The following is a 24979-nucleotide window of genomic DNA, read 5'->3' as shown; positions in this document are numbered from 1 at the left end:
AGAGATTGTCCCCCTGATTTTACCCAAGTTACAACGTGAGCCTAGTGTTATAATGGGGAATTAGTGTTTGTTCTTTCTTTTACTTCAACAAGACCTTTTTTAATCAAAATGTCTTCTGTTAGTTGCATAAATACATCATCTACCTTGCTGTTTTCCTTTGAGCTCGTTGTGATGATAACAGGGGTATTTATATTTTTGGATTGTAGAAATTCAACCACATCTTCATGTGTAAATTTAACTTTGTCAGTGAGATCGGCTTTAGTACACGCTAAAATAATCGATGCATTTTCATTGTATCTTTTGATTTCATTAATGCGATTAAGGGCAGTGTCTAGAGAAGATGGCTCAGTCAGATCAACCACAACAATATAACCATAAGTAGAGCGCTCATAATTGCTTCTTAGGGTTTTCTCTGCATCAGTATCAAAGATTTGTAATTTTACCTTTTTACCGAGGCAATCGATCGTTTTATACTGAAAGTCGGGAGCAAATTCAAGCTTATCTTCAAACGTTCCATCCACAAACGATTTAAGTAGAGATGTTTTTCCGCTTCCTGGTTTACCACGAATGCTCAGTATTAAAGTAAAATCCAATTTAGGCTGTTGGTCAAAGAAGCTTCGGCTCATGTTGATTTACCTCCTTTTTTTCATCTTGCCTTAATTGTAGCAGAGTAGTTATATTTTTTGCGAGTCATTGAGTGCGACAACCTGTTTTCATCAGCGGCTGATATAAAAAATGAAGCGAGATGCATAGGGTCATTCCAGCGTTGATTTTCGGAGCAGAGGATGATTGGGTCATCAGCGAAACAAGCTTAGGTCAGGCGCTTCGGCAGACCTAAGCTGTCAGTTAGAGCGCTAACTCCAGGGGCCTTTTTTCCAATGCATAGTAACTTTGTTACCATATTGATCATAACTGTCCCTTGCTGAACGGTCTTCTTGTTTACTGAATAAGCTATTGGGGTTAGGGTTTTTGGTTAACGTTGTGCTTGTTAATGGGCGACGACCGTCCTCTGTGTAGCTCAATCTGGGGTCTTGATCCTCGTGAGCAATACATTCTTGTATTGTGCTGTTTTTCATGGGTTTCATTATCTATCCTCAAATTAACAGTGATTTAGGTGAACTCATCATAGTAAATTATAAAATCATAAAGATTACAAAATATCGCAAATGGAAAAAATGCATTAAGATTGTACACCCGTAGTTCAGTTTGCCCGTGGTTTAAAAAGGACAATTTCCAGTGATAAAAGGTCAATCTGTGCAAGTAGTTTGGACTGAAGAACAAATGGGTCAGCTGTTGTTATGTCTATTTCTCCATTTGAACACATGGTTTGCATGCAGGGTGATAGCTGTTGATCATCCTAATTGATTTATTGGTGTTTCCCCATGTTATACAAAATTCATTATTTCTTTGCTTGGGGTTTTGTGTAAGTCCTGAAAAAATATCCATGGCATTCCCCACCATTATTTGCGTCGAAATCATTCGATGGTTCTTGTGAATTATTTGATTTGATGTATCTTGTATCCATTGGAGGTAAATAAATCATGCCGTATTTTTCTGCTCTACCAATAGAAGTAAAAAAATTCCTTAGCCATTACTTCGAAAATAAACCCGTTGGAACAAAAATAAAAGCTGGCCAATCCATAGCCCTGGATGCTAGTCATCATTTTGTTTTAAAAAATTCGTACATCAAATTGGAAAAGGATGTTTATGGCATAGCAAAAGGCAAAGGTGCTGTCATAGGAGAGGGGGTTTTTGGAAAGGCAAAACGAGTTCGTTCTTTATCAACAGGTAAAACGTTTGTGATGAAGATTATTCCGTTTGCACCTTCGGATAAAACGTTTGATGCTATAGCGAATGAAGTGATAGTCCTTTATGACTTAGGTTTATATCGTGATGCAGGTTCACGAAATAATCCTGTGAAAAACAAGCAATATATTGTCATGTTGGATGCTGGAACTGCTTTAAACAAATACATTAGAGTTCATCCAGAGTTAAATACATCAACACGTTTAGATTTGGCGATCAAATTATGTTGGCTTGTACACAGCCTGCATCAAGGGATCGCTTCTAGAACACTCACTTCATATGCTCATCGCGATCTGAAACCCGCTAATGCTGCTGTGGATTCCGCAAGCGTACTGCGCCTAATTGATTTAGGACTTGCTACTGATAAACTTGATACTTTACCTGCGGAGTTTGCAGGAGCACCAGGCTATTTCCCCAACTTGATGACTCTCTTAGAAGGTAACATCGCTTTAAGGCAATTGGATATTCTCGCTTTAAAACGAATGATCTACATGCCCAATAGAATCCTGTGTTTAGAAGGATACAAAGAAGATGAGACTGGCCGACACTTTGGCGTAGACATGATTTTACCTGAAGCAGTATTAAAAAAACGGAAGCTTTTTAACTATTTTGATACCTCTGCTAAAGGGCCCGAGCAAAGTATTTTGGATCCTCATCAATACAATGGTGATCCCATTATTTTAGCGAGTTTATTGGTATTAGCACGATACAATTTATTGGAGATGTATGGCGAAAAAATGCGGAATCCAATTTTGGCTTGTGCGGTTTTAGGGGTTTACTTTTCTCATCGTGATTGTGCTGATGAACTAGTGAAAGGCAATATTGCGTCTATGATTGTTGCTTATGTGCTTCAAAGAGTCGTTACTCGCTATAAGCGTTTAGCGGAACAGACACGATTAGTTGCTCTGCTTGTTTCTCAAGGCATTACTAATCATTTGCAAGAGGCCGTGAAAAGTGAGGTTTTAATTACGTTATTCAAAGTATCTAACAAAACGATATTACATAGTGCTGCTTTACTCTGGCAAAATGGTTTTTATAAAGATGTCTATTACACTCAGCTTCATGATAACGAAGATTTAGCGAAGAAAATCATTCAATTTATTTTCGATGGCGATTTACCGGCAGTTGAAAAATTATTAGCGCCTCCAGAGAGACCTGTAGTAGTAAAACCAGAGTCTCGAACCCTTGTGTTACCTTCAATCTATCGTACAGGAAAGCAAGTCCCTACAGATCAACCGTTATCCTCTCGTTTAAGGTTGAAAGATGAATCTACGACAGAAAAATCGGCCGTGTCCCCAGTGAGTGGAAACTCTCGAGAAAAGGCTCTTTCTCTATTTTTTGCACTGCCAAAAGTAAAGCGTTCTGTCAGTGAAGTAGAGTCTCAAGCGAACACGCATGGTAAACGTCAACATTGAGCAAGACTAGAAAGGGGCATTTTGACCCGATTTTCTAGCAAGTTAATTTCAATCTGTTTTTTTGCCAATTGGTTTTGCACTGATTTTTGCCGGGTTAAGGTTGTTCGTGATACGTGAGACGGCTTTATCTACTCTTCTTTGAAGCATGATTTCAACCATCACAGTTTCATTCGGACGAAGAATTTTGTTAATGTCAGCCAGTGATGAACGAAAATCGAGCAACCTATAATAGGCAAGGGCTTGGTTACTTGCTTCGGGATAGGCTTTAATACGAAAGCCCAGATTTCCCATCATTTTCGGCGTGTTAATACCGGCTTCCATGATGTCGTAATCCAGATAATAAGTCAGCTTTCCTCTATTTTGTAAGTTTCTCTGACGATCTACAAAAAAGCCTTTAGGAAGCGCTTCCTCGCTGTATTTTGGTCCAGCAGTTAGATAGAGATCATAATCAACAAGATGATTGCCCCGATCATCAATGAGCCGGAAAATGATCATTGAGTAGCGATTCGTAATGTATTCTCGTTTAAAGATAAGTGTATGCACAAGCTCAGTATGCTCATTTTTTTGGGTTTCATGGGTAACTTTATCTAACTCTTTTGCCAACCTGTCGTAGGTATCACGGTTTTTTACTTGTAGGCATTTCATGACCCATATAGCCGTTGGATGTGTAGCCGCATTGGACATTGTAATACTACGAATGATCCCGATATTTTTACCAGAGTGTGAACATCCTGGAAGAACGCCAAATGCCATCGGCCGGGTCCTCAACATGTTCTCGACAACAAGATTCTCTCCATTATTCCCTTGCTGATGTAACTTCAGTAGACTGTAGTTCATGTTTGAGGCAGCTACGCGAACAATCCCATCAGACCCTGCCTCTCCCGTGTAGGAGTTAATGGCATCATACAGTTGGTGATCAATTTTCTGGCCTGTCAGTACAAAAGAATAGATACCATGAGCCGTACAATCGTAATCAAGCCAACTTTCATTCAGTTGCCAACTCCTATCGCTTCCAAGTTCAAGCCAATCAAGTACTTGTTGTCCTGGTTCGACCCCTTCAAAAAAACTTTTTATTCGGCCTAGGCGTGATTTACCCAATTGGGCTAGAGCAGAGCCGTGGTTGGAGGGAGCTAGCATGATAAGATGGCTCAAAGGACATTGTCTAAGATTATTTTTAAAATATAAGTCCATCCATTTTCGAACAACCGGTCCACCGGTAGAGTGTGTTATGCAAGCAAACCGTTCTCCATCCAGTAGTTTATTAGCAATTTCATCACGTAGAGCTTGATCAAATGCGCGTGCTATGTCGTCCACTGTTACTGTATCGACAAAGCTGATGTAATGCCCTAGATAGATGTTTCCCACTTGGATATTTAGCTGTCTGTTTTTACTCTGACTTTCAATCCATTGGGGGAGCTCTCCATAACTGTTGGTATGCGTGACACTCCAACCGTGGACAAAGATAACAATCATAATTTTCCTTAACGCATGGGCATTACAAAAGAGTATTGTTGGGAAAATGGATGGTATTCGATTATTTAACAACAAGATAGCTACGTTAAATAAAAACTTGAGGGTTGTCCTTTACCCAGCCTAACATGTCCGTAATCTCTTCGTTCAGGTATGCTTGCCCCTCTAAAGGCTTATCAAGCTTGCGGAGATTTCGTTCATGATTAGAGATCATCAAGTTTATGGACTGTTAAAAGAAAACCCACAACTCGTATTTTGTGGGTTACTTTTAGGTGATAATACTTGTTAATATGCACCTCAGGGTTTTGCGTAACTCCTGCCTGTATGAGGTCCGTTTTTATTGACTGGAGCATTCGTCAGCCACTTTATCAATCACCTCATCATATTGCTTATCCGTTAAATTATCGGATTTTTTGATGAGATCCAATAATTTTGGCTTAGCGCATTCACAATAGGCAGTAGTAAATTTTTTATCTTCATCCGTTTGTTTAGGATAAATTAGGGTCCATCTATCTTCACAATACTCTTGTACATCCGTGTCCTTGGATTCCGCTAGTCCGACTTCTTCATCCATGGCGTCCATTGCATCATGCAGCAGTGTTCTAGACAGGCACAGTTGAATTGCTTTTTTTACAGCTTCTTCAGAATCTAATTTTTGAGAAGCAGCACATCCACAATATTTTTCACCAAAATCCTTGTAGTCTACTTTATCCTTTGCCTCATCTCCTTTTTTCATCCATGAATTAACGCAGTTTTCTTGGAATGATGGTGCAGGTTGAGTCGCATTCTCTGCATGCACTGAATAAGCAAGTAAACTAAGAATTGGGGCGATTAAAAAAAGTTTTATCGTCGATAAATTCATAAAGGTTCACTCCATTGATTTAGTGGTTGACTGAGATTAAGTAAGCATAGCTCATGTTGTATTGCATATCTATAAAAAAAGTTGGTCTAAAATGGGTGGTAGAAACTCAGTTTGGGCTAGAAAATAATCCATAATGAACAATCATCTTGCTTTTGCCCAAATTCGATAAAATGATGGCTTAGACTGTTTTTTCAGGGTTCAATTGGCCAAACTGCAAAAACACTAATAGGCTCAATCTGCCATTTATAGAATCATTGCCTCTAGTTTTATCAGAACAAACTCATTCCTTCCTTTCACTGCAAGACTGGGATTCTTTATCTATGGGGTGGGTTTATTTCCTCGTAACTCTCTACTGTTTGCGATAATTGAATCAGCACATCTTTGCCTGAAATTCACTGAAGCGCCCATTTTTCTAGAAATCTTAGAATGTACTAAACTCTGTCTAGAGCACCCAATGTCTAAATTATTTAGAGAAACCATCTCTGAAATTAAAAACCTGCGGATAGCGTTAATCATCACTATAGAACCACCAAAACAGGGGCTTTTTAAATGATAGATCACGACTTTACTTTTTCTTTTTCAAATTGGCTGTTGTGATGGATTTATATTCTAGAAAAATCGTTGGATGGTCTATCTCTGAACACCTGACTAAACAACAGGTCATTGATCTCTGCAAATGGCTATATGGAGCCGAAACCACCAAACGGCCTGATCATTCACTCAGACAGAGGCAGCCAATACTGCTCTCATTCCTACTCGATTGGACTATCGATAGGCAGATGAATTTAAAAAAGTTGTTTAGTGAGGTGTCGAATTTTTCGAGGCAAGATCATCTTCATTTGGAGTAAGATTACGAAGGTTATGCCTATATTCGTTAGTTGCATGAATAGATTTTAAAACATCAATGACGTCTTTGAGTAAAGTAACTTGTTCTTTTTGTAGCGAGTTAATTTGTTGTATAGCAAGATAATATTCAGGACAGGCGGGGCTAATGGTAGATAGTTCTTCCAATTTATTTGTTTTCTTTTCTTCAAGAACCGAAATGAGCTTTATGGCGGATGCAATCTGTTCATCGTGTGAGTGAGGATTTCCATTCGTGAGTTCACCTATTTGTTTCAACAATTCATCTATATTTTGTTCTTGGTTTTCGATTTCATTCAGGTTCTTTTCCTTCTCTAAGCTCCCTATCATCTCCTTTAAGAGGTTATTGTGAGAGTACAGTTCGTGGTGTAGCGTATTCCAATGCCTATTTTCGGGCTGTTGCGACATTATCCTGTCTACTTCTTGACTTAAAGACGAATCAAATTGTGTCAAAATATTTAGATTTCTATTTAGAAAATTGTTTAGGTTTGAATTCTTTTTACAAATAGTTATATTCTCAGGTTTTCCCATCATAATTATGAAATGCTCATAATTTTGCTCATATTCTTTAAGTAGGTTTTTAACTTCTTCAGTCGTAATCATCATATTCTCCTATATGCCACATTGTGCAGACTAGGCGTTCTGTTTTCCTTGAAACACCAATTCTAAGCATCTTTTCAGGATTGGGTTTGCTTGGCTTTGGCCATTTTGTATATTGTACTAATCTCCATAACTGCCTAATGTATGGGGGTTAGACGTGTCACTGTCGAATTAGCTTACTCATTGCGCTTTTTGTTTCTACCTAACTAAATTATAGGCTAATTTCCTTTATTATGGAGCTTCGAGTATTTGTTGCGACTAGTGCCGCACTAACTACATGCGCATCATTTTGATAAATTAAGGCCTGTTGACAATTGACCATCAAGCTCGATAACCAGTCGTTTTTCAAGGCAGACAAAGTCAACGATATATCCGCCTATTGGCACTTGTCTCTTGAATTTAAATCCAAGTCTATCCGCTCGAAGAGGATACCAAAGATGTCTTTCAGTATCGGTGCTGTTTTTCCGTAAATTACGGGCTCTTTGTCTTAGCGTAGATTTGTCCATTTCCCTCTCCCGCGAGGGGCATCATTACACTATCAATGCTCTTATCGTGGGAGAGGGGGAAGTTCGAAGCGAAATTAAAAATCTGTGCTCAATTCAAGAGCAAATATTGTTTAAAAAAACTTCAGGGACGTTGCCTATTTGTTATAATTAATTAAATGAGGTACAAAACCATGCAAAGTCGATCCAAAGAAAATTCAAACATATCAACAGGTTATGCATCTTCGCCTGATCGGGCCAAAGATTTTGCTGGCCAGAATCAGGATCGTTGGCAGGAGTTCAGTAAACGCACCATTGAAAAATTGGCTGGCTTGATGAAGTCTTTTCCAAAAACAAAACCCACAGACCTTCCCGAGAATTGTGACCCCTCTACACTTGAAACTGGGGTGGGTTGTGCGTATGCGTTTTTAGCTAAAGAGCGCGCAAAGATTGCGATTGAACAAAGTACAAATCAAAGGAATGACAGAGAAGCAGAATTATTCGGTAAATATCGTGAAACAATGTACGATGACATGGCTGGCGAAGTTGTGATGAGGGGTGATAGCAATAGCTTTGAGGCTCAGCAAGAAGAAATTTTTAAACTAATTGTTGAGTTGATAAAACAGGCTGCGAATAAAGTAATGGATCAAGATGGCGAGCCGCAGCATTTTAGATTTAAGAAAGAACAAGATTCGAACTCCACCTACTTCATCGCTTTTTCAATGCCTCGCCATAATACCAAAATACAAAGCTACAAAGACAAAACAGATGGGTTTCTTTATACAATTACTATTGATTTTCCTAAGACGGATCCTGCAAATAAAGAACATACCGACAAGCTCTGCACGATACGTACATTTATTTCTAAAGATGAATCAGAAAGAGGTGAAATAAAGCCACTTGTCGCCTATATTTTTTATCCTATACAAAACAGTCCTTCAATGGTTTGTGGTAATTTCAGAGCAGCAGATATCCACTACCAAGCATGTCGTCAATGGACACCGGAAAAAGGTGTCGATGATTTTCTTAAAAATGCAGGTAAACTCGTTCATCTTTTAGCAGCGACATTAACTGTTGAACGTGGAAATTCCGCTATCATAGAATGGATGGTGAGAGGACTTGCTAGGGAGAAGGGATTAGAACTAGGTCCATTCAAATACGGTAACGGAATTGCGTGGGATTTCAAGGCGTTTCTTACTCCAAATCCTGACGATTACGCAAACTGGTATGCAACTAATGCGTTCTCAAGTGTGCATAGACTTACCCCTAAAAGCACACCGCCTGATTACGAAAAGTTGTGGAATGAAACGAAAGGTTCGGATGTTCAGAAGGCGATTAGGTTATTGCAGGATTACACTAAAGAGAACAACAATTCGATGATGTTCTTTACAGGACACTGGAATCGCCATCATACCGATCTGATAAAAAAGGCATTGTATGAGTTCAAAAATAACCCACCTCAAAGTCTTAAAGAAATAATTGGCTACTTTAAAAAAAACATCGATATTAATAAGCTAAATACTGCAGGATCTTTAATGAAACGATTAGATTTTATTGCAGCGAAAGCCAATGTTTACTTAAGTACTGAAACTGATTCTACTCCCGATTTAAAACGCACTATTTAAGCATTCTCTTTATCACAAAGTATTGATTTAGATTTAGATGGGTCCGGTGTTCTGCATTTAATCTCTTTTAACAATATATCTTCTAAATAGTTGAAGTCTTAATATTTCATTAAGATTTCAGTGATAGCATGTGCGCTCCTTAAACAACAACAAAATAATAAGGTAGTTATGACTTTTCGAAAAACAAATCCTGAACAAAACAATCAACCGTCAAAAGACAATGTTCAACCAAATCAAGAAAAAAAGGAGCAGATAGAACGTCTATCTCAACTTAAAGGTAACTCACTATTTTCCCCATGCAGAGCTGAGGCAAAACTATCGAATACTCATCATTTTGATGATGATAATCATGGACCGGGTCCAGTTTTCTAATTCCTGCAAACCACCAAAGTATGCGTAGAAACTGTCTTTTTCAAGGCAGTTTCTATACTCAGTAAAAATTTCATTGCGTCGATGCACTGATCTACTGCAAACCTAGTTAAAATGCTGTATAATACGTGACTAATTTTTAATCAACTTTAATTATAAGAGTGCCATGACTGATTTAAACCTATATAGAAACATTGGTATCTTCGCCCACGTAGATGCCGGAAAAACAACCACAACCGAGCGTATTCTTAAGCTTACCGGTGAAATCCATAAAATTGGTGAGGTTCATGACGGTCAGTCAACCACCGACTTTATGGTGCAGGAAGCGGAGCGCGGAATTACCATCCAGTCAGCAGCAGTAACCTGTTACTGGAAAGGCACACGCTTCAACATCATCGACACCCCGGGGCACGTTGACTTTACTGTGGAAGTATATCGTTCACTGAAGGTACTCGATGGAGGTATTGGGGTATTCTGTGGTTCAGGCGGTGTTGAGCCTCAGTCAGAAACGAACTGGCGCTATGCAAACAATTCAAAAGTATCTCGTTTGATTTTCGTAAACAAGCTGGATCGTATCGGCGCGAACTTCTTGAAAGTGACTGAGCAAATTAAAAAGGTATTGGGTGCAAAACCTTTAATTATGACTTTGCCTATCGGATTTGAAGACACCTTCGTTGGTGTTGTTGATTTATTAACTCGTAAGGCCTATGTTTGGGACGAAACTGGGCAGCCAGAAAATTACAAGATTACTGACGTTCCAGCGGATATGAAAGATGACGTTGAAACCTATCGTGCGCAGTTGATTGAAACCGCTCTTGAAATGGATGATGAATTGCTGATGGGTTATTTAGAAGGAGAAGAGCCTTCATTAGAAGAAATTAAGCGTTGTATTCGTAAAGGTACGCTTGAATTAGCCTTCTTCCCAACCTACTGCGGCTCTGCCTTTAAAAATAAAGGGATGCAGTTACTATTGGATGCAGTCGTTGATTATTTACCTGCTCCTCATGAAGTGAATCCACAGCCTTTGACTAATGCTGAAGGTGAGCCAAATGGTCAATACGCTATTGTTTCTCCTGATGAACCATTCCGAGCCTTGGCATTTAAAATCATGGATGACCGATTTGGTGCTCTAACGTTCATACGTATCTATTCAGGTCGATTAAATAAAGGGGATACCATCCTTAACTCGTTTACTGGTAAAACAGAACGTGTCGGACGTATGGTTGAGATGCAAGCGAACGAGCGTAATGAATTACAAAGTGCTGAAGCAGGGGATATTTTAGCTATTGTTGGAATGAAAAACGTTCGAACTGGCCATACTCTTTGTAGTCCCGATCACGAGTGTACACTTGAAGCGATGGTTTTCCCTGAGCCAGTAATTTCTATTGCAGTCTCACCAAAAGATAAAGGCTCTACTGAAAAAATGTCCATTGCTATTGGTAAGATGGTTGCAGAAGATCCAACATTTAGAGTTGAAACAGATGAAGACTCAGGTGAAACTATTCTTCGTGGTATGGGTGAATTACATCTTGATATTAAAGTGGATATTCTAAAGCGTACCTACGACGTTGAACTAATCGTGGGTCAGCCACAGGTTGCTTACCGAGAAACCATCACTAAATCAATTCAAGACAGCTATACTCATAAGAAGCAGTCAGGTGGTGCTGGTCAATACGGTAAAATTGACTACACGATTGAACCGGGCGAGCCAAACTCCGGATTTACTTTCATTACATCGGTTGTAGGTGGAAACGTTCCTAAAGAATTCTTCCCTGCAATTGAGAAAGGGTTTCGTTCAATGATGGATACAGGAACCTTGGCAGGTTTCCCTGTATTGGATGTTGTAGTAAACCTCTCCGATGGTGCTTACCACCCAGTTGATTCTTCAGCAATTGCATTCGAAATTGCGGCAAAAGGCGCATTTCGCCAATCCATGCCAAAAGCGGCCCCTCAATTACTTGAGCCAATTATGAAGGTTGACGTTTTTAGTACTGAAGAAGACGTAGGTAACGTGATTGGTGACCTAAACCGTCGACGCGGTATGATTTCTGGTCAGGAACCTAGTGCAGCAGGTGTTCGTATTAAGGCTGATGTTCCACTTTCAGAAATGTTTGGTTACATCAGTACATTACGTACGCTGACCTCTGGTCGTGGCCAGTTTTCAATGGAGTTCTCTCACTATGCTCCATGTCCGACTAGCGTAGCTGAAGCAGTCATTGCCAAAGAAAAAGAAAAGAAGGCAGCCGCTTCTAAATAAAACAGTTCAAAATTCTTAATAAGCTCCATTAGGTTGTTCCAATGGAGCTTTTATAAAGCAAGTCGATTGGCTTAAACCAAACTGACTAGGGTGGTTTTAAAGTGGGGCTACTTATAGACTCTACTACATCCTCGGCTGAAATCTCCGAACTCTCTTCATAGAGCTGCTTTATCTTTAATAAGTTTTTTGCAATGTCCTCGCTACTTAGTTCTCCCATGAGCAAATCATGGGCAAATGTCGTAGAGAATTCTTTACCGTTTATTATCAGGCTCACGTCTGTACTTTTACTTGTGCTTTCATAGCAAGCGAGTCTGTAACGTTCAATAGTCGCTACTAATTTTTCGTAATTATCATCATGTTGTAATAGCAACCCTTGTTTAACTTCCAGCGCTTGTACAAAATGGTTGAAGTGTTCACTAAGGAACTGCATTGCATGCAGACGAGCTGTTGGTTTTTGAGCATGTAAATCAGAAAGAGCTTGGGGTATTCCAGTAAATCTTTTTTCTAAATCTGGATACAAGGTAAATATCGCTTCAATCAAACGTTGTGCATGCAACTCTTTGAGTGTAATCCCTAGGCTATGTAGGTCGTCTGCTCTTGTAAAATGATAACTGTCTTGAGGATGAAATTGCGCGTATTCAGCCTGTTGTGGTGATATATAGCCTGGTGTAGATGCAGCGGTATCATTAGCAACGTACACCCCCTCATGCATCATTGCTGCTGAGCCAAAATCGATCAGTTGTACATCCCGTGTGTCCATTAGCATTAAATTATGTGGTTTAATATCGCGGTGTAGATAATTTTTTCTATGGAGCTCGGAGACTTGCTCCATTGTACTATCTATGACTTGCGCATAACTCGTCACAAAGGGTCCCCATTGTAAAGCTGCATCGGGGTTCGTTTTAGCTGAATCTATAATTACATCAAATATCATCGTTGGATTGGTTTCTCTTGATCCGCTTAGAGTGACTAAATCATTTCCTCGCAGCAAAGGCATGACGAAATAAACTAACATTTCGGTAGAGAATACTGTTGCTGGGATTCCTAATTCCTTAAGTATGGTTTGATTTTTGACGGCATCTTGTAAGGATTTCTCTTTTGTTATCGGAGTTATCTCGGTTAACAGGTGTTTTTGAAAAAAATCGATTAATTCCCTTTGGCTTAAGTCATCATAATCTTTGTTTGGATGTTTTTTGGTATACAGAATTCGAACAAAATGCTCATAATTCTCTAAAAATTTCCTTTCATCGGATAGAAGCATGAGAACCATATCGCGCATTTCCTTCCCAGGAAAACACTCTTTAATAGCAAGCCAACTTGAATTTCCTTGTTTATCAATAAGCTGACCAGCCATCATGATTCCTTCACCCCCCGCTCCTAGTACGATGTCCGATAAAACATAAGTATTGTCACCATCATAGAGGATTCTGAAAGGGATATCAGGTGTGCTGTTCAAGCAGAAGGGCGGGGAATTTTTGCTTTGCTTAATTTGTTGTGTCACTTGTTGGATCTGAGTAGCATTAAGTAAGGGTAAATGTTGATCCATTAATTTTTTTTGTTGGACAATTGAGGGGTATACTACATCATGAAGTTGTTTTTTTGGGGCTCGAGGGTTACTAAAAAACCGATTAAACATAGTACATTATCCTCTGATGTTCACCATGGAATGGTGAATGTCTATGTGATAGAACCTTAATAGGCTGCCAATTTTTTGATTTGCTCAAACTGAGGTTTACCTATACAAATTTGTATATAGGTAATTATAGATTATGTTGTATAATTAATTTCCTTAGTGGGCATTTATTGTTGTTTTTGGGGTGGTTGTATGCCAATAAAGCAAGATATTTTGCAAAATCTAACCTGTAACGTAAGTACTCTAAGTACCTTGGATTTGAGTAACCAGCAACTGACTGTTGCTGATATTAAGTTGCTAGTCACAGCACTTGTCTCGAATACCCATTTAGTCCGTTTAAATCTGGCAAATAACTTAGTTGCTGATGAAGGGGCTTTCTTGTTGGCTAGGCATCTTCGAGTCAGTGAATTGGATGTAAGTCACAATCATATTTCGGATAAAGGAATTAAAGCATTTATTGAAAACAACGATTTGGATGCTATCAATGTACACGGCAATGCCTATACGTTTAGTACTCGGAGACAGCTCGATAAAAAAACAGCCTCTAATTTTAAAGGGAAAATAAGCAAATTGGCGCTCACTTTAAGCGCTCTCGCACAAGGTAGAGGGCAGCTGGAAAGCCCATGGGCAATGCTCCCTACGGAGCTTATTTTTAATATCATTAGCTACTTGGAAACAAGTTACAGTTCTGGCAGGCCATTGGATAAAATGGCAAGGGTAATATTTAACAACATTAGTTACGACATCAACCAGCAAAAAATATTTCGCTGGCAATCCCCTAAAGAAAAACTATTTAAAGCCCCCAGTTTTTTCTCAATACCCCGATTGTATATCCCCATAACCAATGAACAGACGGAACCTAAACGTGAAGGTTGCTTACTTAATCAATGAGTTCAATTATCCTGAGCTTTCAGCAAGTTATCATGACTATGGTCAACCGTGTTGGATAAGCTATAGCCTCGATAATTTTCAAGAGGCGATACTTATGAATAAGTCGGTTGATAAGCTTGTGTCTGTTAAGGTGGCATTCAAGTATTGGCGCGATATCAGAACATGCCAAGGCTTATCTATGGGAGCAAATAAAAGAGCTTTTAGGCACTTACTCACTCTATTGCAATGTCCTCGCTACTTAGTTCTCCCATGAGCAAATCATGGGCAAATGTCGTAGAGAATTCTTTACCGTTTATTATTAGGCTCACGTCTGTACTTTTACTTGTGCTTTCATAGCAAGCGAGTCTGTAACGCACAGTATCTATCCCTGCCGGTAAAAGACATTTTACTTTAAAAGGTGATGATCTAATGCGTTTCAAGAGTGATATAGGCAATCGACTACCTAGAGGGCTGCAAAATGTTAGGGAGTTAGAAGTTATTCGAGTTGATGCGAAATAAGATAAATGGCACCCCATGGCCGTGTATCGGTTTGAGACGAGTTTAGAATATTCAGGGATAGGGAGCGATGAATCACGCTCCCTTTTTTCTTATACGTGCTTTGCTCCCATGTCTAAAGACGTCTCATTTGTCTCGTCGGTTTCGCTAGGTTTTTCACTTGTACTGTCGGAGCTACTAAAAAATCCCGTAATCCTTTTTGATACTGAGTCACAACTGGGTGTATTGCAATTAAAATCATCAGCGCTAAAAGACTCAGACTCAATTCCTTTATAGAGTAAGTAAAATAACAAACCAAAACATAAGCATCCCCAAATGCCTGCAAATGCATACCCCGTCCAAATAAGACCAATTTCAGTAGCGAGCTTGCCGTCCTTACACTGCTCAGCTTCTGAAAGAAATGTTATGGAAATAGAATCACATGCTTCTCGAGTTACATTTTTAAATCGACCAGTTATTTGATTAACACCATAAAATGGACCATTTATTTTACAATCAATACCGTTTGGATCATAGATTTGCGATGTATTCACATAGCCTTCTATGGCTTTACTAAACATGGTTTCAAACCAGTCTGAATCGCAGTGTTCAGCTAAGGCTGCGCCCTTAGCATCTTTATTATTATTCTTATTTGAATTATCACCATGATAATAATCATAATTAATTTCCCTAGCTGCATGAATTGTTGCATTGGTATCCGGTCCTTCCAATTGAATATCTTTTGGATCGCAGTGATCCCGATACCCTTTGTGCCTGCAGATTTTCTTGTCTCCTTTTTTATAACTTATTTTAAAAACACCATTGTTCGATCGTTTGTGTTGATCGGCTTGTTGCTTTTGTTTGCTTTGAACTTTCCTAAAACCAAGCTGCGTAGGTGTTGGCTTTGTGGAATTTTTGGGTTTAAAGAGATTATGTGCGGTATGGTAGTTTACTTTCGTCATTTTTACCTCGAATACAGCAATTTTGTTGCTTGATAGGGTGATCTATTTGGGGGGATTAACATTCCCAATTACTTACCCGCTAATGAGTTTTAAGCAAAATTATTCGATAGTAGTTTATGGCTGGGGTATCTTGATCGCTTGTAAGAAACAATGACTTCAAACCGAATCTGTGAGATCTGAGCTTTTGATTTATTTAGGAGAGTCATTGTTGTGCTTTTCCACCTAAAGAAAAATACAAATCTATATTTAAAACAAAGTGGTATATTGTAGGGCGCTTGATGGGTAAGTGCAAACCCTTTCGACATAAAATTGGGGATTATTAAACCTATTTAAGCGATTCAAGCCGTTGACCTTATCCTAAAGGGGCATACAAAGGGCTTTTGCATTCAATTAAACCAGGAACCTTAAGTGTTACTCTCTAGTGCGCAAACAATTCGTTCTTTCTGGATGGCGTCTAAATTCGTTAGGGTAATGTAGCTAATGCCATCGCTTTATAGAGAGTGAGTATCGCGTCGCGATGAACAACGCTTAAGTGTTTAGAAATCGTATTCAAATCTTCTCTGGCCAGAGGACCTGTAAGAGCATTCGCTATTAGCGCCTGAAGTTGCAAGTTGCTTTTAGGTTTTGTAATTGCTCTCAATGATTCTATTGTAAAGGATACTCTTCTTTGTTGGCATAGATATAATAAAATTTAAATCAACCCCAAGCGGTATGCTTATCTAGGCAATTCATAAGTCCTGTAACTTTTAGATGTCGGGGATATTACTATAATCTGATGCAATTCCTATATTGGATGGAGTCAGTTCATTTGTATTTGGATGTTCACTAAATATTCCTAGAGCTAGGTTGCGTGCTAATGCCTGTTGTTCTTGTTTATCAGAATGATGTACACCCTCTTTTATTTCTAATAATTCAGGCAATAATTCTTTGCATGCTTTAAATAACGCAGGTGCCATTGATGCTATTTTATAAGATTGAGCGACTCTTGGTTGATATATATCATGCCCCATGTTGTCAATGGAATGATCCCCGTGCTCCAGGCGATTTCTGAGTGCACGAATTGCTTTGTAATTATCCTTAAGGTATTGATTATTGCGTGCTTCAGGAAGTTCTTTAATCTTATCCAAATGCTGATAAGCTTGACCTAAGTTGTATTCTAATGCGTCCTTAACGTTAGATGCCCTCTCCAATAAGGTAACTAAAGCCAACCTACCTTCTAATATATTGGATACATCCCACTCATTAAATGAGCTTTCTGAAGGTAATGTGTATCCGCATTCTCTTAAGATATTTTGGATGTTTTGTATTGCTTCTATGGCAGCATCAATTCGAGTATATTTATTCAGAAAGTGTTCTTTTGAACCATGCATATTGAATAAGGTAGCCAGTCTCCGGATTTCATCAAGTCCTCTATATCTTCTCTCTTCGTCCTGTAATCGCTGAGTCCTTTTTTGTATTTCTTGCTCACGTTTTAATTGACGATCCTCAACGGAGATTTTAGGACCATTGATGTATTTATTTAATATGCCTGATAAGTGGTCGTATTGCTCTTTTGTTATGCATTTATTCTTTTTGGGGTTTAGGTGCACCAATAGACTTCCTTTTTGACGTTTATTTAAAGTTATGGAACCCTCAAATACTTGTTCAAAGGTATTATAGTCTGCTAGGGGGCAATACAACTTGGCAACGGCTAAAAAATCTTGAGCATCAGCAGGTAATCGGTGCTCAGACTCTACCTCTGATGTTTTGGGGGCTTCTTGGTTAACTGGCGCATTTTCGGTATTATTAGCTCTTAGAATAGCATTCCAATACGATTCACGATTATCTCCTGTATAGCATCCCAGGACTTGCTCTCTTAATCGGATTAAATTCATAAGTCTTGCGCAAAATTCTTCAAGCTCTTTTTGTATTCTAGTTTCTAAAGCTTCAAATTCCTGAGCAATTCTATCAACTTTGAACTTATTGTCCTGTTCATCTTGATGAGTGATACCATCTCGAACCAGTATAAATGATTGCCAATGAATGGTATTGTCTAAATCCTTAATAAATCTGGATAAATTCCTTCCTGTTACTAATTCACCAATTAATTGCAGTTTTCTTAATAAAGCATGAAATCTATATTTGGTTGAAATTGTTAATTGATCATTGATCAGTAGATTTTTGGGTTTTTCACGCAAATTATATACAAGGTTGCCTGGTTGATGCTTTAACTCTTGGGGTGTAAGTATATAAGCCCCTCCATTGTAAATTAAGCTCATTAATTGTATTAAACTGTAGTTATCTGTGATGTGGTTTACAATCGCTTTGATCCCGGGTAATGAGATTTTGCTTGGCTTATCTGTTTTTTCAGAGTCCTGAATATTGTTTAATTCCAGAACCAATCCCAACAAATGCCGAAGATCGTCTTGAATACAATTACCTAGAAAAAACTCTATAAACTCAACGCGTTTTGCGTGTTCTAAAGTAAATCGATAACAGGAATTTTCAATTTCTGGTTTGAAATCAACTTGCGAATTTTCCAATACGATTATGGGCACGAGAAAAAACATATTTTCGTTTAGTTGAGATAGGGTGCGTTCAAATTGTTGCAGCGTAATCCAAGTAAGGCTGTTGTGATTAAAGACCTCATTGTAGCGAGCAAGAAAATCATCGGACATATTGGCAAAAGTGTTGCAAATGACACTAACTAGTTTTCGAACATTATGCAAATATTCACTTTCAAAAAACTCCAAATCCTCTGTTCTGTATTTGTTCCTTGAACCCCAAAATTTACTTTTTTCATTATCCATGTTTAATAGATGGGCTATAACAGATTGAAGAAAGTGCAGCCTATTTCGATCGTACTTCGAATTATCTGTATTAGGAGGCAGATCAGTATAACGAGGTAAAACACTCTTGGTTTCGAACAGTTTCATTAATGCTTCAAACTTGCCTCTAGCAAGCGATGCTTTAAATTCTTCAGGAATAGTTTGGTATTTTTCAGTGCGTAATAGCGCATATTGCTGGGTATAATGTGGGTCTTCTGATATAAAATGTGATCTCGCTCCAAAGCGAATTAACAAATAGATTAATCCCCAGTTTTTATTGTTAATCGCTTCAAAGAGTGGCAGTGTTTTATTAATTTTTTTGTTGGTATCTATCGCGAATTCTTCTCGACTTTTTAGAAAAAGCTCAACTAATTTGAAATTATCATCCTTGACCGAGTGACAGTTTTTACAGGTCAAGATGAAGGCCTCATCAAATCGATTTTTTTCTATAAGCGCTCTAATTTTCTTTGCCGGTACAAATTTCAGCAATTGGATTTTTTTGAGAAAAGACTCAGACAAACTCTGCGGCATTGATTACACCCGGCTTTATAAATGAGATTTTGAACTAATCAGTACTACAAAAAAACTATAACTAGGTGAAAAAAAGAGTTTATTGAAGAAATCACATAGGCTACAGGATTGAAATAAAAACATTTTTCACGAAGAGATTTTAGTATACTCACTGATACCATAAAAAATAGTTTGTTATTGTATTACATGCTTAAAAATAAGCAATAAGGGAGGGTACTTTTATCGTCTTGTTCTTGGGAATGTCAATCAGTTTAATGGGGGGTAATAGCAATGAAGGCTACTATCCGGTTATGGCTTGATTGTGCACTTCCAGTTTAGGTCGTAATAGATTATGTAATGTTTCAAGCCATTCGGTATAGGGTCGGTTTATTTAAGCGAATAGATACTGTTTTAATGATAGTGCCCTTGGTTAAGTCAATCTAGGTAGGCTACTCGCTTGGTTTTTGGGTCACACTATAAATGTAACTCCATGTTTCTCCAAACTTTCTTTGTATCCCAATTCTATAGAAGGTGCAGGTGAGTATTGCAAAACCCACAATTCTCTATAGAGTCAGCCCGCTATTTTTCCTCTTTGTCTTCCAACTGATGACCATCAAGATGTCGTTCAATACGTTCTTTATCCTGTTTTTCTAACTGCTTTTCCTGTTTTGTCCTTCCAAACTTAATACGATTTTCAGAAGCCCTTTTTTCTTTTTCCAAACGAATTTTAGCTTTTCGTTTTTTATTAAGATTAATAATTTCTACCATAGTGCTCTCAACATTAGATGGGTTTTCTATACTATAGTGCATAAAAGCAAGTATATATCAGCTGTATGAACAGGACATCTAAATAACTCCCTTCAATTACCCCTTCGCCCCAGGAATGGGGAGAAGGTGCCCGAAGGGCGGATGAGGGGTTGATTGTTCGAAGTTATCTAGTTTATGTGGAGCACTTGGTGCTTGAAATACTTACGCAAAACCTCGAGCTCTTCGTTAAAAAATGGTTTGAATTCGGTTATTTAATGCATCTAAACTCTCGCATTCAAACCATTTTTTGCCTCGACCTCAGTAGTTTGCGTAAGTCCTGTGTCCTTTCATTAATAGGCTCGTTTTAATCCAACTTTGTTAAAAATATGCCATACTTACTAGAGTTGTTTGATTAAATTAATGACTGAGTCATTGAGTTTCCCCTCTGCAGAATACAATCATTAGAGAGCATTTATGAATGCCTACCAACAATTAGAACAGCATTTTAAAAAATATTATGATCTTGAGAATCTATTGGCAATTGCCTCATGGGACGAAGCATCAATGATGCCTGTTGGTGGTGGAAAAGCACGTGCAGAGGCATTGGCAACGCTAAGTGCCATTCAGCATGATTGGCTTAGCAGTAATAAAGTAGCTGATTTAATCAAAAAAGCTAAAGATCAAGGCAATTTATCACTGTGGCAACAAAAAAACATGTATTGGATGGACAAAAAATACAAGCTGGCAACCTGCATTCCAGCACAATTAATTGAAGAATTTACCAGTGAATCATTGAATTGCACACAAGCCTGGCGAGAGCTGCGAAGTAAAAACGATTGGAAATCCTTTAAGCCCTATTTAAATCAATTATTTAAAAAGGTAAAAACAATTGCGGGCATTAAATCCGATACGTTTCAAAAATCCGAATTGGACGTTATGATTGATGAGTACTCTCCTGATCTAGACAGTCAAACAATCACCCCCATTTTTAATGCGCTTAAACTACAATTGCCTTCGATGATCCCACGCATCATGGAAAAACAAAGTTCTCGTGTGAAAAAAGAACTATCAGGAGATTTTCCTATTGAATCACAAAAGCAACTGGGTATGGAAATGATGAAGTGCCTAGGTTTTGATTTTAATCATGGTCGTTTGGACGTTAGTCATCATCCCTTTTGTGGGGGAATTTCTAGTGACGTGCGTATCACAACGAGATACAACGAACATGATTTCTTATCGTCATTAATGGCAATCACTCATGAAACAGGACATGCTTTATACGAACAGGGACTTTTAAAGGAGTGGAGCATACAGCCTGTGGGACACTCTTTGGGTATGGCTGTGCATGAAAGTCAATCGTTGTTTATTGAAATGCAAGTCAGTAGAAGCAAGGAATATATACACTTTTTAGTGCCTATAGTTCAGAAGTATTTTAAGCATGCAAAAAACATTCATGTGGATAACCTTTATTATCACTCAACGACAGTAAAACCAAGTTTGATTCGCGTAGATGCTGATGAGGTGACTTATCCTCTTCATGTGATCTTGCGATATGAAATAGAGCAACGGTTGTTTTCTTCTGAAATTTCCATCAATGATTTACCGGAGGTATGGGATTCCTACATGCAAAAGTATTTAGGATTATCAACTAAAGACGATGATAGAAATGGTGTCATGCAAGATGTACATTGGCCTTCTGGAGCCTTTGGTTATTTTCCTGCTTATACGATTGGGGCAATAATAGCTGCTCAATTATTTGCTGCACTTAAGCGATCGATTCCGGATATTCTTGTGCAAATCAAACAAGGTAAGTTTCAAGCAATGCTGTCTTGGCTAAGAGAAAATGTTCATCAAAAAGGAAAATTGCTGTCCTATCAAGAGTTATTAATTCAAGCCACTGGCGAAGCGTTAAATCCAGAGTATTATTTAGCACATCTAAGGCGGAGATATTTAGATATCGCTTGATCATTTAAGTCAGTTGGATTTGTTCGTTAAGCATTTCTAGCTGATCTAGAATTTTTAAAAATTGCTTTCCGAAGGGAGTAACAACGTATTCAACTCTTGGAGGGATTTCATGGAAGGTCCTTTTTTCTAAAATACCGAACTCCACATTCTTTCTTAAGCATTCATTCAAAACCTTTGTTGTCAGTCCTTCAACAGCTCGCACCATTGCACCGGGACGATTGATCCCATCGCGTAAAAGGGCATAGACAGTAAGAGACCATTTACAACCATAAATAGTTTCAACCATCGTTGCCGTTTTTAGAGGTGCCCTTCTTTGCAATAATTTTATTTCAGACATTTCAATAAGATGTACCATAAAGTACCTAGCAGACTCCTAAGTACCTACTTTTTTTTTGCATTGTAGTTCTTTAATACTTGATTAGACAATATTTTATATTAACCAGGAGAATAAATGCTTCACAACGATTTAGCGATTATTGTTGGCGGATCCAGCGGTATGGGTCTTGAAACAGCAAAAAGGCTTTCCAATCACAATCTAGACCTAATAATCACTGGACGCGATAGTCAAAAACTGAGACATGCAGCAACTGAAATGACAAAGAAAGGATCTATAGTAGACACCTTGGTGCTTAATCTTTATGACGCTGAGCATGTGTCGCAGTTTATTGAGACCATCAACAAGGAAACTCGCCGAATAAAGTACCTTGTTAATGCTGCAGGATATTTCAAGCCAATTGGTTTTCTTGAACATAAAGAAGAAGATTACGACCGACAAGTTGATTTTAACAAGGCATTCTTTTTTATCACTCAGGCCGTAGCCAACAACATGAAAAAAAATGGCGGAGGCGCTATCGTCAATATTGGTTCTATGTGGGCAAATCAAGCAGTGAAGGCAACCCCCTCTTCTGCATACTCCATGCAAAAAGCGGGTCTACATTCTCTTACCCAGCACTTGGCTATGGAACTTGCGGATCATCAGATAAGGGTGAATGCTGTAGCCCCTGCTGTTGTTGTCACACCCATCTACTCCTCCTTTATCCCTGAAGAGAAAATAGAGGAAACGTTGCTGGATTTTAATCGCTTTCATCCTATCGGTAGAATTGGAAAAACAGCGGATATCGCAGATGCTGTCGAGTTTCTTTTGTCGGAAAAATCAAGTTGGATCACTGGAGAAATTATGAATGTCGATGGTGGTGTGATGGCTGGAAGAAATTGAAGTTCGGATAAAACTCAATGAAGCTGACCCTATCAGTAGGATTTTTGTGTATACTCTGCTAATACGAGTTAATTTCTCCTGAAAAATGATGGGGTTATACGAATGAAATTAGTAAGAATTTTGTTGTCGGTATGTCTTCTTATTTTGCCGTTTTATCAAGTCTATGCCCGGATTCTAAATATCGGGGCACTTTCTTACAATCCACCCTTTGAAGTGTTGTCTAATGATAAATCAGGACGTTTTTTTGGTTTTGAGATTAGTATACTTCAGGAAGTGTGTAAACGAATTAACGCTGAATGCCGATTTCAAAGCATGCTCTTTGATAAGATTCCGCAACACCTCAATTCGGGTGAGATAGATTTAGCCATTGGGGCTATCGTGATTACTCCTGAAAGAAGCTTAAATTTTCAATTTAGTCTTCCTATTAAAGAAAGTCATTTGCGGTTTCTTATTCGGTCTAATGCACCATTTTCTGAAATTAGAGATCTGACGCATAAAAGAATTGCCTATTATAAAAACTCCCCATCCAAAGAGCTTGCGATGAAGGTGCTTAATAAAAAAACACAACTGATTTCATTCTCCAACTCTATGGATATGCTAAATGCCCTAGAGAAAAAGGAGGTCGATGCAGTATTAACCAATGATTCTCAAGCGACTTATTGGATAGCCAATGGTTCTAAGACGCTAAAAACACTCGGAAAAAAATTTAAAATCGGTGAGGGTTATGGAATTATGGCCAAATTAGGGCGAACTGACTTGATCAGTCAAATCAATAAAGCCCTACTGGACATGGAAAATGATGGTACCTATCTCGCTATTTACAAGAAGTCCTTTTGATGATATTTAGGACAGTCAGGGACTTTTTCATCACAGGTGTTCAGGACTTACGAAAAAAACCTAAGGTCTTTTAACCAAGAGATTGGGGTTTTTCGTAAGTCCTGAGATTGTGGAGAAATGCCCTTAAGTAGAGTTTTAACATAGGGACTAATCATGATAAGTAAATTTCTCGGAATGGCTTCTAACTTACTATTGGCCAGAAGCATTAGTGCATCACAACGAGTACTTCCTCGGACCAACTTTTTTCATCAAGACTGGAGAGCTGCTCGATATTATAGTTTAAGCACTCAAAACGAGTGGACCTTTACTAGCTATTTTTTTCCGCAAACGTCTTTTAGAGGCCAACGGGTAAGTAACTATGAAAACTCATTTACTCACTTAGTATTAGCCGACAAACACATTCGATGGCGCGTTATGCCTCAACAAGAAATGGATGATGCCACTCACAAAGAATTATTCGGCTTAATGGGACGGGAGTTCAAGTTTTCTAACTTTTTAATTGATCAGGGGCAAATGCAATTAGCCGTTGATCTAAAAAATCTCCCTAAAGCGGAGATACAAACCTTAAACACAAACCAATTATCCAATAGTAGTATGCTTGCTAAAGGTGAATCTGGAGTGCTTTTATCGGCTGTGCACGGTTCTTCGATTTTAATGAGAGCTTTAAAAGATCAATTTACTTTTAAGCTTGAATACAATCCGCTGTATGTGGATCAACAGTTATTATCTAAATCACTTAAAGAGGAATATGCTTTATTGCTCAATAAGTTCTATCGCGCTGTTCCTTTAGCAAGAAGAATCCCAGACTGTTCAGAAGTTAAAGAGTTTCAGGCCTTTCAGCGAGAGTTTTATAAAAAATACGGTGAAGAAGCAGGGTTATGCACGCGAAATAGGAAAGCGATAGCGAATGAGTTGGGTGTTTCTGATGCTACTCTTGAGCATAATGCGGAAGTTCAAGTAAAAATTTGAGTCCCTTCCTTATTCATCCCTAGTTCTAGCTTGGTGTTCTCGGCAAACGCCAGGGTTTCGCAATATCTACAGGACTTACGAAAAACCCCAAGATCGAGCAAAAAAATATTTTTTAACGAAGAGATTGGGAGTATTTCGTAAGCATTTCAAGCACAAAGTGCTCCGCATCTATAAATAACTTTAAGTATTTTATGTGTACAATTTCGTGCGATGGGATCATG

General features: G+C 38.4%; 20 protein-coding genes and 2 pseudogenes. 10 read left to right on the top strand and 12 right to left on the bottom strand.

Annotated elements, in window-relative coordinates; genetic code table 11:
• Positions 1-47 precede the first annotated feature (47 nt).
• Positions 48-626, bottom strand: a complete 579-nt coding sequence (locus Lwal_RS00930) for a Rab family GTPase (RefSeq protein WP_058479055.1) — start codon at positions 624-626, stop codon at positions 48-50.
• Positions 627-854: 228 nt separating this feature from the next.
• Positions 855-1085 carry a hypothetical protein gene (locus Lwal_RS00925; protein ID WP_058479054.1) on the bottom strand — a complete coding sequence of 77 codons (231 nt, stop codon included), beginning with the start codon at positions 1083-1085 and terminating at the stop codon, positions 855-857.
• Positions 1086-1541: 456 nt separating this feature from the next.
• Between Lwal_RS00925 and Lwal_RS00920 the strand changes: the two genes are divergently transcribed.
• Positions 1542-3221 carry a protein kinase domain-containing protein gene (locus Lwal_RS00920; RefSeq protein WP_058479053.1) on the top strand — a complete coding sequence of 560 codons (1680 nt, stop codon included), beginning with the start codon at positions 1542-1544 and terminating at the stop codon, positions 3219-3221.
• 48 nt (positions 3222-3269) lie between these two features.
• Here Lwal_RS00920 and plaB read toward each other — a convergent pair whose 3' ends face one another.
• Together plaB and Lwal_RS00910 are read right to left on the bottom strand one after the other, a co-directional pair.
• Positions 3270-4694, bottom strand: coding sequence for a phospholipase PlaB (gene plaB / locus Lwal_RS00915; RefSeq protein ID WP_058479052.1), 1425 nt, complete (start codon positions 4692-4694; stop codon positions 3270-3272).
• A gap of 334 nt (positions 4695-5028) precedes the next feature.
• Positions 5029-5553 carry a hypothetical protein gene (locus tag Lwal_RS00910; protein WP_058479051.1) on the bottom strand — a complete coding sequence of 175 codons (525 nt, stop codon included), beginning with the start codon at positions 5551-5553 and terminating at the stop codon, positions 5029-5031.
• Between the two features lie 584 nt (positions 5554-6137).
• Between Lwal_RS00910 and Lwal_RS18150 the strand changes: the two are divergent.
• Positions 6138-6309, top strand: a pseudogene (locus Lwal_RS18150) (DDE-type integrase/transposase/recombinase); the annotation flags it as partial.
• Positions 6310-6351: 42 nt separating this feature from the next.
• Here the strand turns inward: Lwal_RS18150 and Lwal_RS00905 are convergent.
• Together Lwal_RS00905 and Lwal_RS00900 are read right to left on the bottom strand one after the other, a co-directional pair.
• Complete coding sequence (locus Lwal_RS00905) at positions 6352-7020, bottom strand: hypothetical protein (RefSeq protein WP_133141272.1); 669 nt, start codon at positions 7018-7020, stop codon at positions 6352-6354.
• Between the two features lie 311 nt (positions 7021-7331).
• A pseudogene (locus tag Lwal_RS00900) lies at positions 7332-7520 on the bottom strand (endonuclease domain-containing protein); the annotation flags it as partial.
• A gap of 170 nt (positions 7521-7690) precedes the next feature.
• On the opposite strand from Lwal_RS00900, the gene Lwal_RS00895 reads away from it, so the two are divergent.
• From Lwal_RS00895 to fusA, 3 genes are all read left to right on the top strand, one after another.
• A complete protein-coding gene (locus tag Lwal_RS00895; protein ID WP_058479049.1) occupies positions 7691-9121 on the top strand; it encodes a DUF5617 domain-containing protein in 1431 nt (476 codons plus the stop codon).
• A gap of 168 nt (positions 9122-9289) precedes the next feature.
• The gene (locus tag Lwal_RS00890; protein ID WP_058479048.1) at positions 9290-9493 is read left to right on the top strand and encodes a hypothetical protein; all 204 of its coding nucleotides are present in this window, start codon (positions 9290-9292) and stop codon (positions 9491-9493) included.
• Between the two features lie 163 nt (positions 9494-9656).
• On the top strand, positions 9657-11747 hold the full coding sequence (gene fusA / locus Lwal_RS00885) for an elongation factor G (protein ID WP_058479047.1): 2091 nt from the start codon (positions 9657-9659) through the stop codon (positions 11745-11747).
• Positions 11748-11832: 85 nt separating this feature from the next.
• On the opposite strand, the gene Lwal_RS00880 is transcribed toward fusA, so the two are convergent.
• The gene (locus tag Lwal_RS00880) at positions 11833-13383 is read right to left on the bottom strand and encodes a protein kinase domain-containing protein (RefSeq protein WP_058479046.1); all 1551 of its coding nucleotides are present in this window, start codon (positions 13381-13383) and stop codon (positions 11833-11835) included.
• 189 nt (positions 13384-13572) lie between these two features.
• Between Lwal_RS00880 and Lwal_RS00875 the strand changes: the two genes are divergently transcribed.
• Positions 13573-14271, top strand: a complete 699-nt coding sequence (locus Lwal_RS00875) for a hypothetical protein (RefSeq protein WP_058479045.1) — start codon at positions 13573-13575, stop codon at positions 14269-14271.
• A gap of 587 nt (positions 14272-14858) precedes the next feature.
• On the opposite strand, the gene Lwal_RS00865 is transcribed toward Lwal_RS00875, so the two are convergent.
• The 4 genes from Lwal_RS00865 to Lwal_RS00855 form a co-directional block, all read right to left on the bottom strand.
• Complete coding sequence (locus Lwal_RS00865) at positions 14859-15707, bottom strand: hypothetical protein (protein WP_058479043.1); 849 nt, start codon at positions 15705-15707, stop codon at positions 14859-14861.
• A gap of 463 nt (positions 15708-16170) precedes the next feature.
• A complete protein-coding gene (locus Lwal_RS18020) occupies positions 16171-16347 on the bottom strand; it encodes a DUF2520 domain-containing protein (protein ID WP_331712949.1) in 177 nt (58 codons plus the stop codon).
• Positions 16348-16453: 106 nt separating this feature from the next.
• Positions 16454-19045: a hypothetical protein gene (locus Lwal_RS00860; protein ID WP_058479042.1), complete on the bottom strand. Its 2592-nt coding sequence runs from the start codon at positions 19043-19045 to the stop codon at positions 16454-16456.
• Between the two features lie 558 nt (positions 19046-19603).
• A complete protein-coding gene (locus Lwal_RS00855) occupies positions 19604-19792 on the bottom strand; it encodes a DUF4169 family protein (protein WP_058479041.1) in 189 nt (62 codons plus the stop codon).
• 453 nt (positions 19793-20245) lie between these two features.
• Here Lwal_RS00855 and Lwal_RS00850 point away from each other — a divergent pair, with 453 nt between their 5' ends.
• Positions 20246-21736, top strand: coding sequence for a carboxypeptidase M32 (locus Lwal_RS00850; protein ID WP_058479040.1), 1491 nt, complete (start codon positions 20246-20248; stop codon positions 21734-21736).
• A gap of 4 nt (positions 21737-21740) precedes the next feature.
• On the opposite strand, the gene Lwal_RS00845 is transcribed toward Lwal_RS00850, so the two are convergent.
• Positions 21741-22091: a winged helix-turn-helix transcriptional regulator gene (locus Lwal_RS00845; protein WP_095197478.1), complete on the bottom strand. Its 351-nt coding sequence runs from the start codon at positions 22089-22091 to the stop codon at positions 21741-21743.
• A gap of 96 nt (positions 22092-22187) precedes the next feature.
• Between Lwal_RS00845 and Lwal_RS00840 the strand changes: the two genes are divergently transcribed.
• The 3 genes from Lwal_RS00840 (at position 22188) to Lwal_RS00830 (ending at position 24758) form a co-directional block, all read left to right on the top strand.
• On the top strand, positions 22188-22952 hold the full coding sequence (locus tag Lwal_RS00840; RefSeq protein ID WP_058479039.1) for an SDR family NAD(P)-dependent oxidoreductase: 765 nt from the start codon (positions 22188-22190) through the stop codon (positions 22950-22952).
• A gap of 102 nt (positions 22953-23054) precedes the next feature.
• On the top strand, positions 23055-23789 hold the full coding sequence (locus Lwal_RS00835; RefSeq protein WP_058479038.1) for a transporter substrate-binding domain-containing protein: 735 nt from the start codon (positions 23055-23057) through the stop codon (positions 23787-23789).
• A gap of 153 nt (positions 23790-23942) precedes the next feature.
• Positions 23943-24758, top strand: a complete 816-nt coding sequence (locus Lwal_RS00830) for a hypothetical protein (protein ID WP_058479037.1) — start codon at positions 23943-23945, stop codon at positions 24756-24758.
• Positions 24759-24979 lie beyond the last annotated feature (221 nt).

Source organism: Legionella waltersii (assembly GCF_001468085.1).
Lineage (GTDB): Bacteria > Pseudomonadota > Gammaproteobacteria > Legionellales > Legionellaceae > Legionella > Legionella waltersii.
The sequence above is the reverse complement of the archived record's forward strand: the minus strand, read 5'-3'. Positions and strand labels throughout refer to the sequence as shown.

Coding starts and splice junctions, on each gene's coding strand:
- Lwal_RS00930 (WP_058479055.1), bottom strand. CDS start 626: ATGAGCCGAAGCTTCTTTGACCAACAGCCTAAATTGGATTTTACTTTA.
- Lwal_RS00925 (WP_058479054.1), bottom strand. CDS start 1,085: ATGAAACCCATGAAAAACAGCACAATACAAGAATGTATTGCTCACGAG.
- Lwal_RS00920 (WP_058479053.1), top strand. CDS start 1,542: ATGCCGTATTTTTCTGCTCTACCAATAGAAGTAAAAAAATTCCTTAGC.
- plaB (WP_058479052.1), bottom strand. CDS start 4,694: ATGATTGTTATCTTTGTCCACGGTTGGAGTGTCACGCATACCAACAGT.
- Lwal_RS00910 (WP_058479051.1), bottom strand. CDS start 5,553: ATGAATTTATCGACGATAAAACTTTTTTTAATCGCCCCAATTCTTAGT.
- Lwal_RS00905 (WP_133141272.1), bottom strand. CDS start 7,020: ATGATGATTACGACTGAAGAAGTTAAAAACCTACTTAAAGAATATGAG.
- Lwal_RS00895 (WP_058479049.1), top strand. CDS start 7,691: ATGCAAAGTCGATCCAAAGAAAATTCAAACATATCAACAGGTTATGCA.
- Lwal_RS00890 (WP_058479048.1), top strand. CDS start 9,290: ATGACTTTTCGAAAAACAAATCCTGAACAAAACAATCAACCGTCAAAA.
- fusA (WP_058479047.1), top strand. CDS start 9,657: ATGACTGATTTAAACCTATATAGAAACATTGGTATCTTCGCCCACGTA.
- Lwal_RS00880 (WP_058479046.1), bottom strand. CDS start 13,383: ATGTTTAATCGGTTTTTTAGTAACCCTCGAGCCCCAAAAAAACAACTT.
- Lwal_RS00875 (WP_058479045.1), top strand. CDS start 13,573: ATGCCAATAAAGCAAGATATTTTGCAAAATCTAACCTGTAACGTAAGT.
- Lwal_RS00865 (WP_058479043.1), bottom strand. CDS start 15,707: ATGACGAAAGTAAACTACCATACCGCACATAATCTCTTTAAACCCAAA.
- Lwal_RS00860 (WP_058479042.1), bottom strand. CDS start 19,045: ATGCCGCAGAGTTTGTCTGAGTCTTTTCTCAAAAAAATCCAATTGCTG.
- Lwal_RS00855 (WP_058479041.1), bottom strand. CDS start 19,792: ATGGTAGAAATTATTAATCTTAATAAAAAACGAAAAGCTAAAATTCGT.
- Lwal_RS00850 (WP_058479040.1), top strand. CDS start 20,246: ATGAATGCCTACCAACAATTAGAACAGCATTTTAAAAAATATTATGAT.
- Lwal_RS00845 (WP_095197478.1), bottom strand. CDS start 22,091: ATGGTACATCTTATTGAAATGTCTGAAATAAAATTATTGCAAAGAAGG.
- Lwal_RS00840 (WP_058479039.1), top strand. CDS start 22,188: ATGCTTCACAACGATTTAGCGATTATTGTTGGCGGATCCAGCGGTATG.
- Lwal_RS00835 (WP_058479038.1), top strand. CDS start 23,055: ATGAAATTAGTAAGAATTTTGTTGTCGGTATGTCTTCTTATTTTGCCG.
- Lwal_RS00830 (WP_058479037.1), top strand. CDS start 23,943: ATGATAAGTAAATTTCTCGGAATGGCTTCTAACTTACTATTGGCCAGA.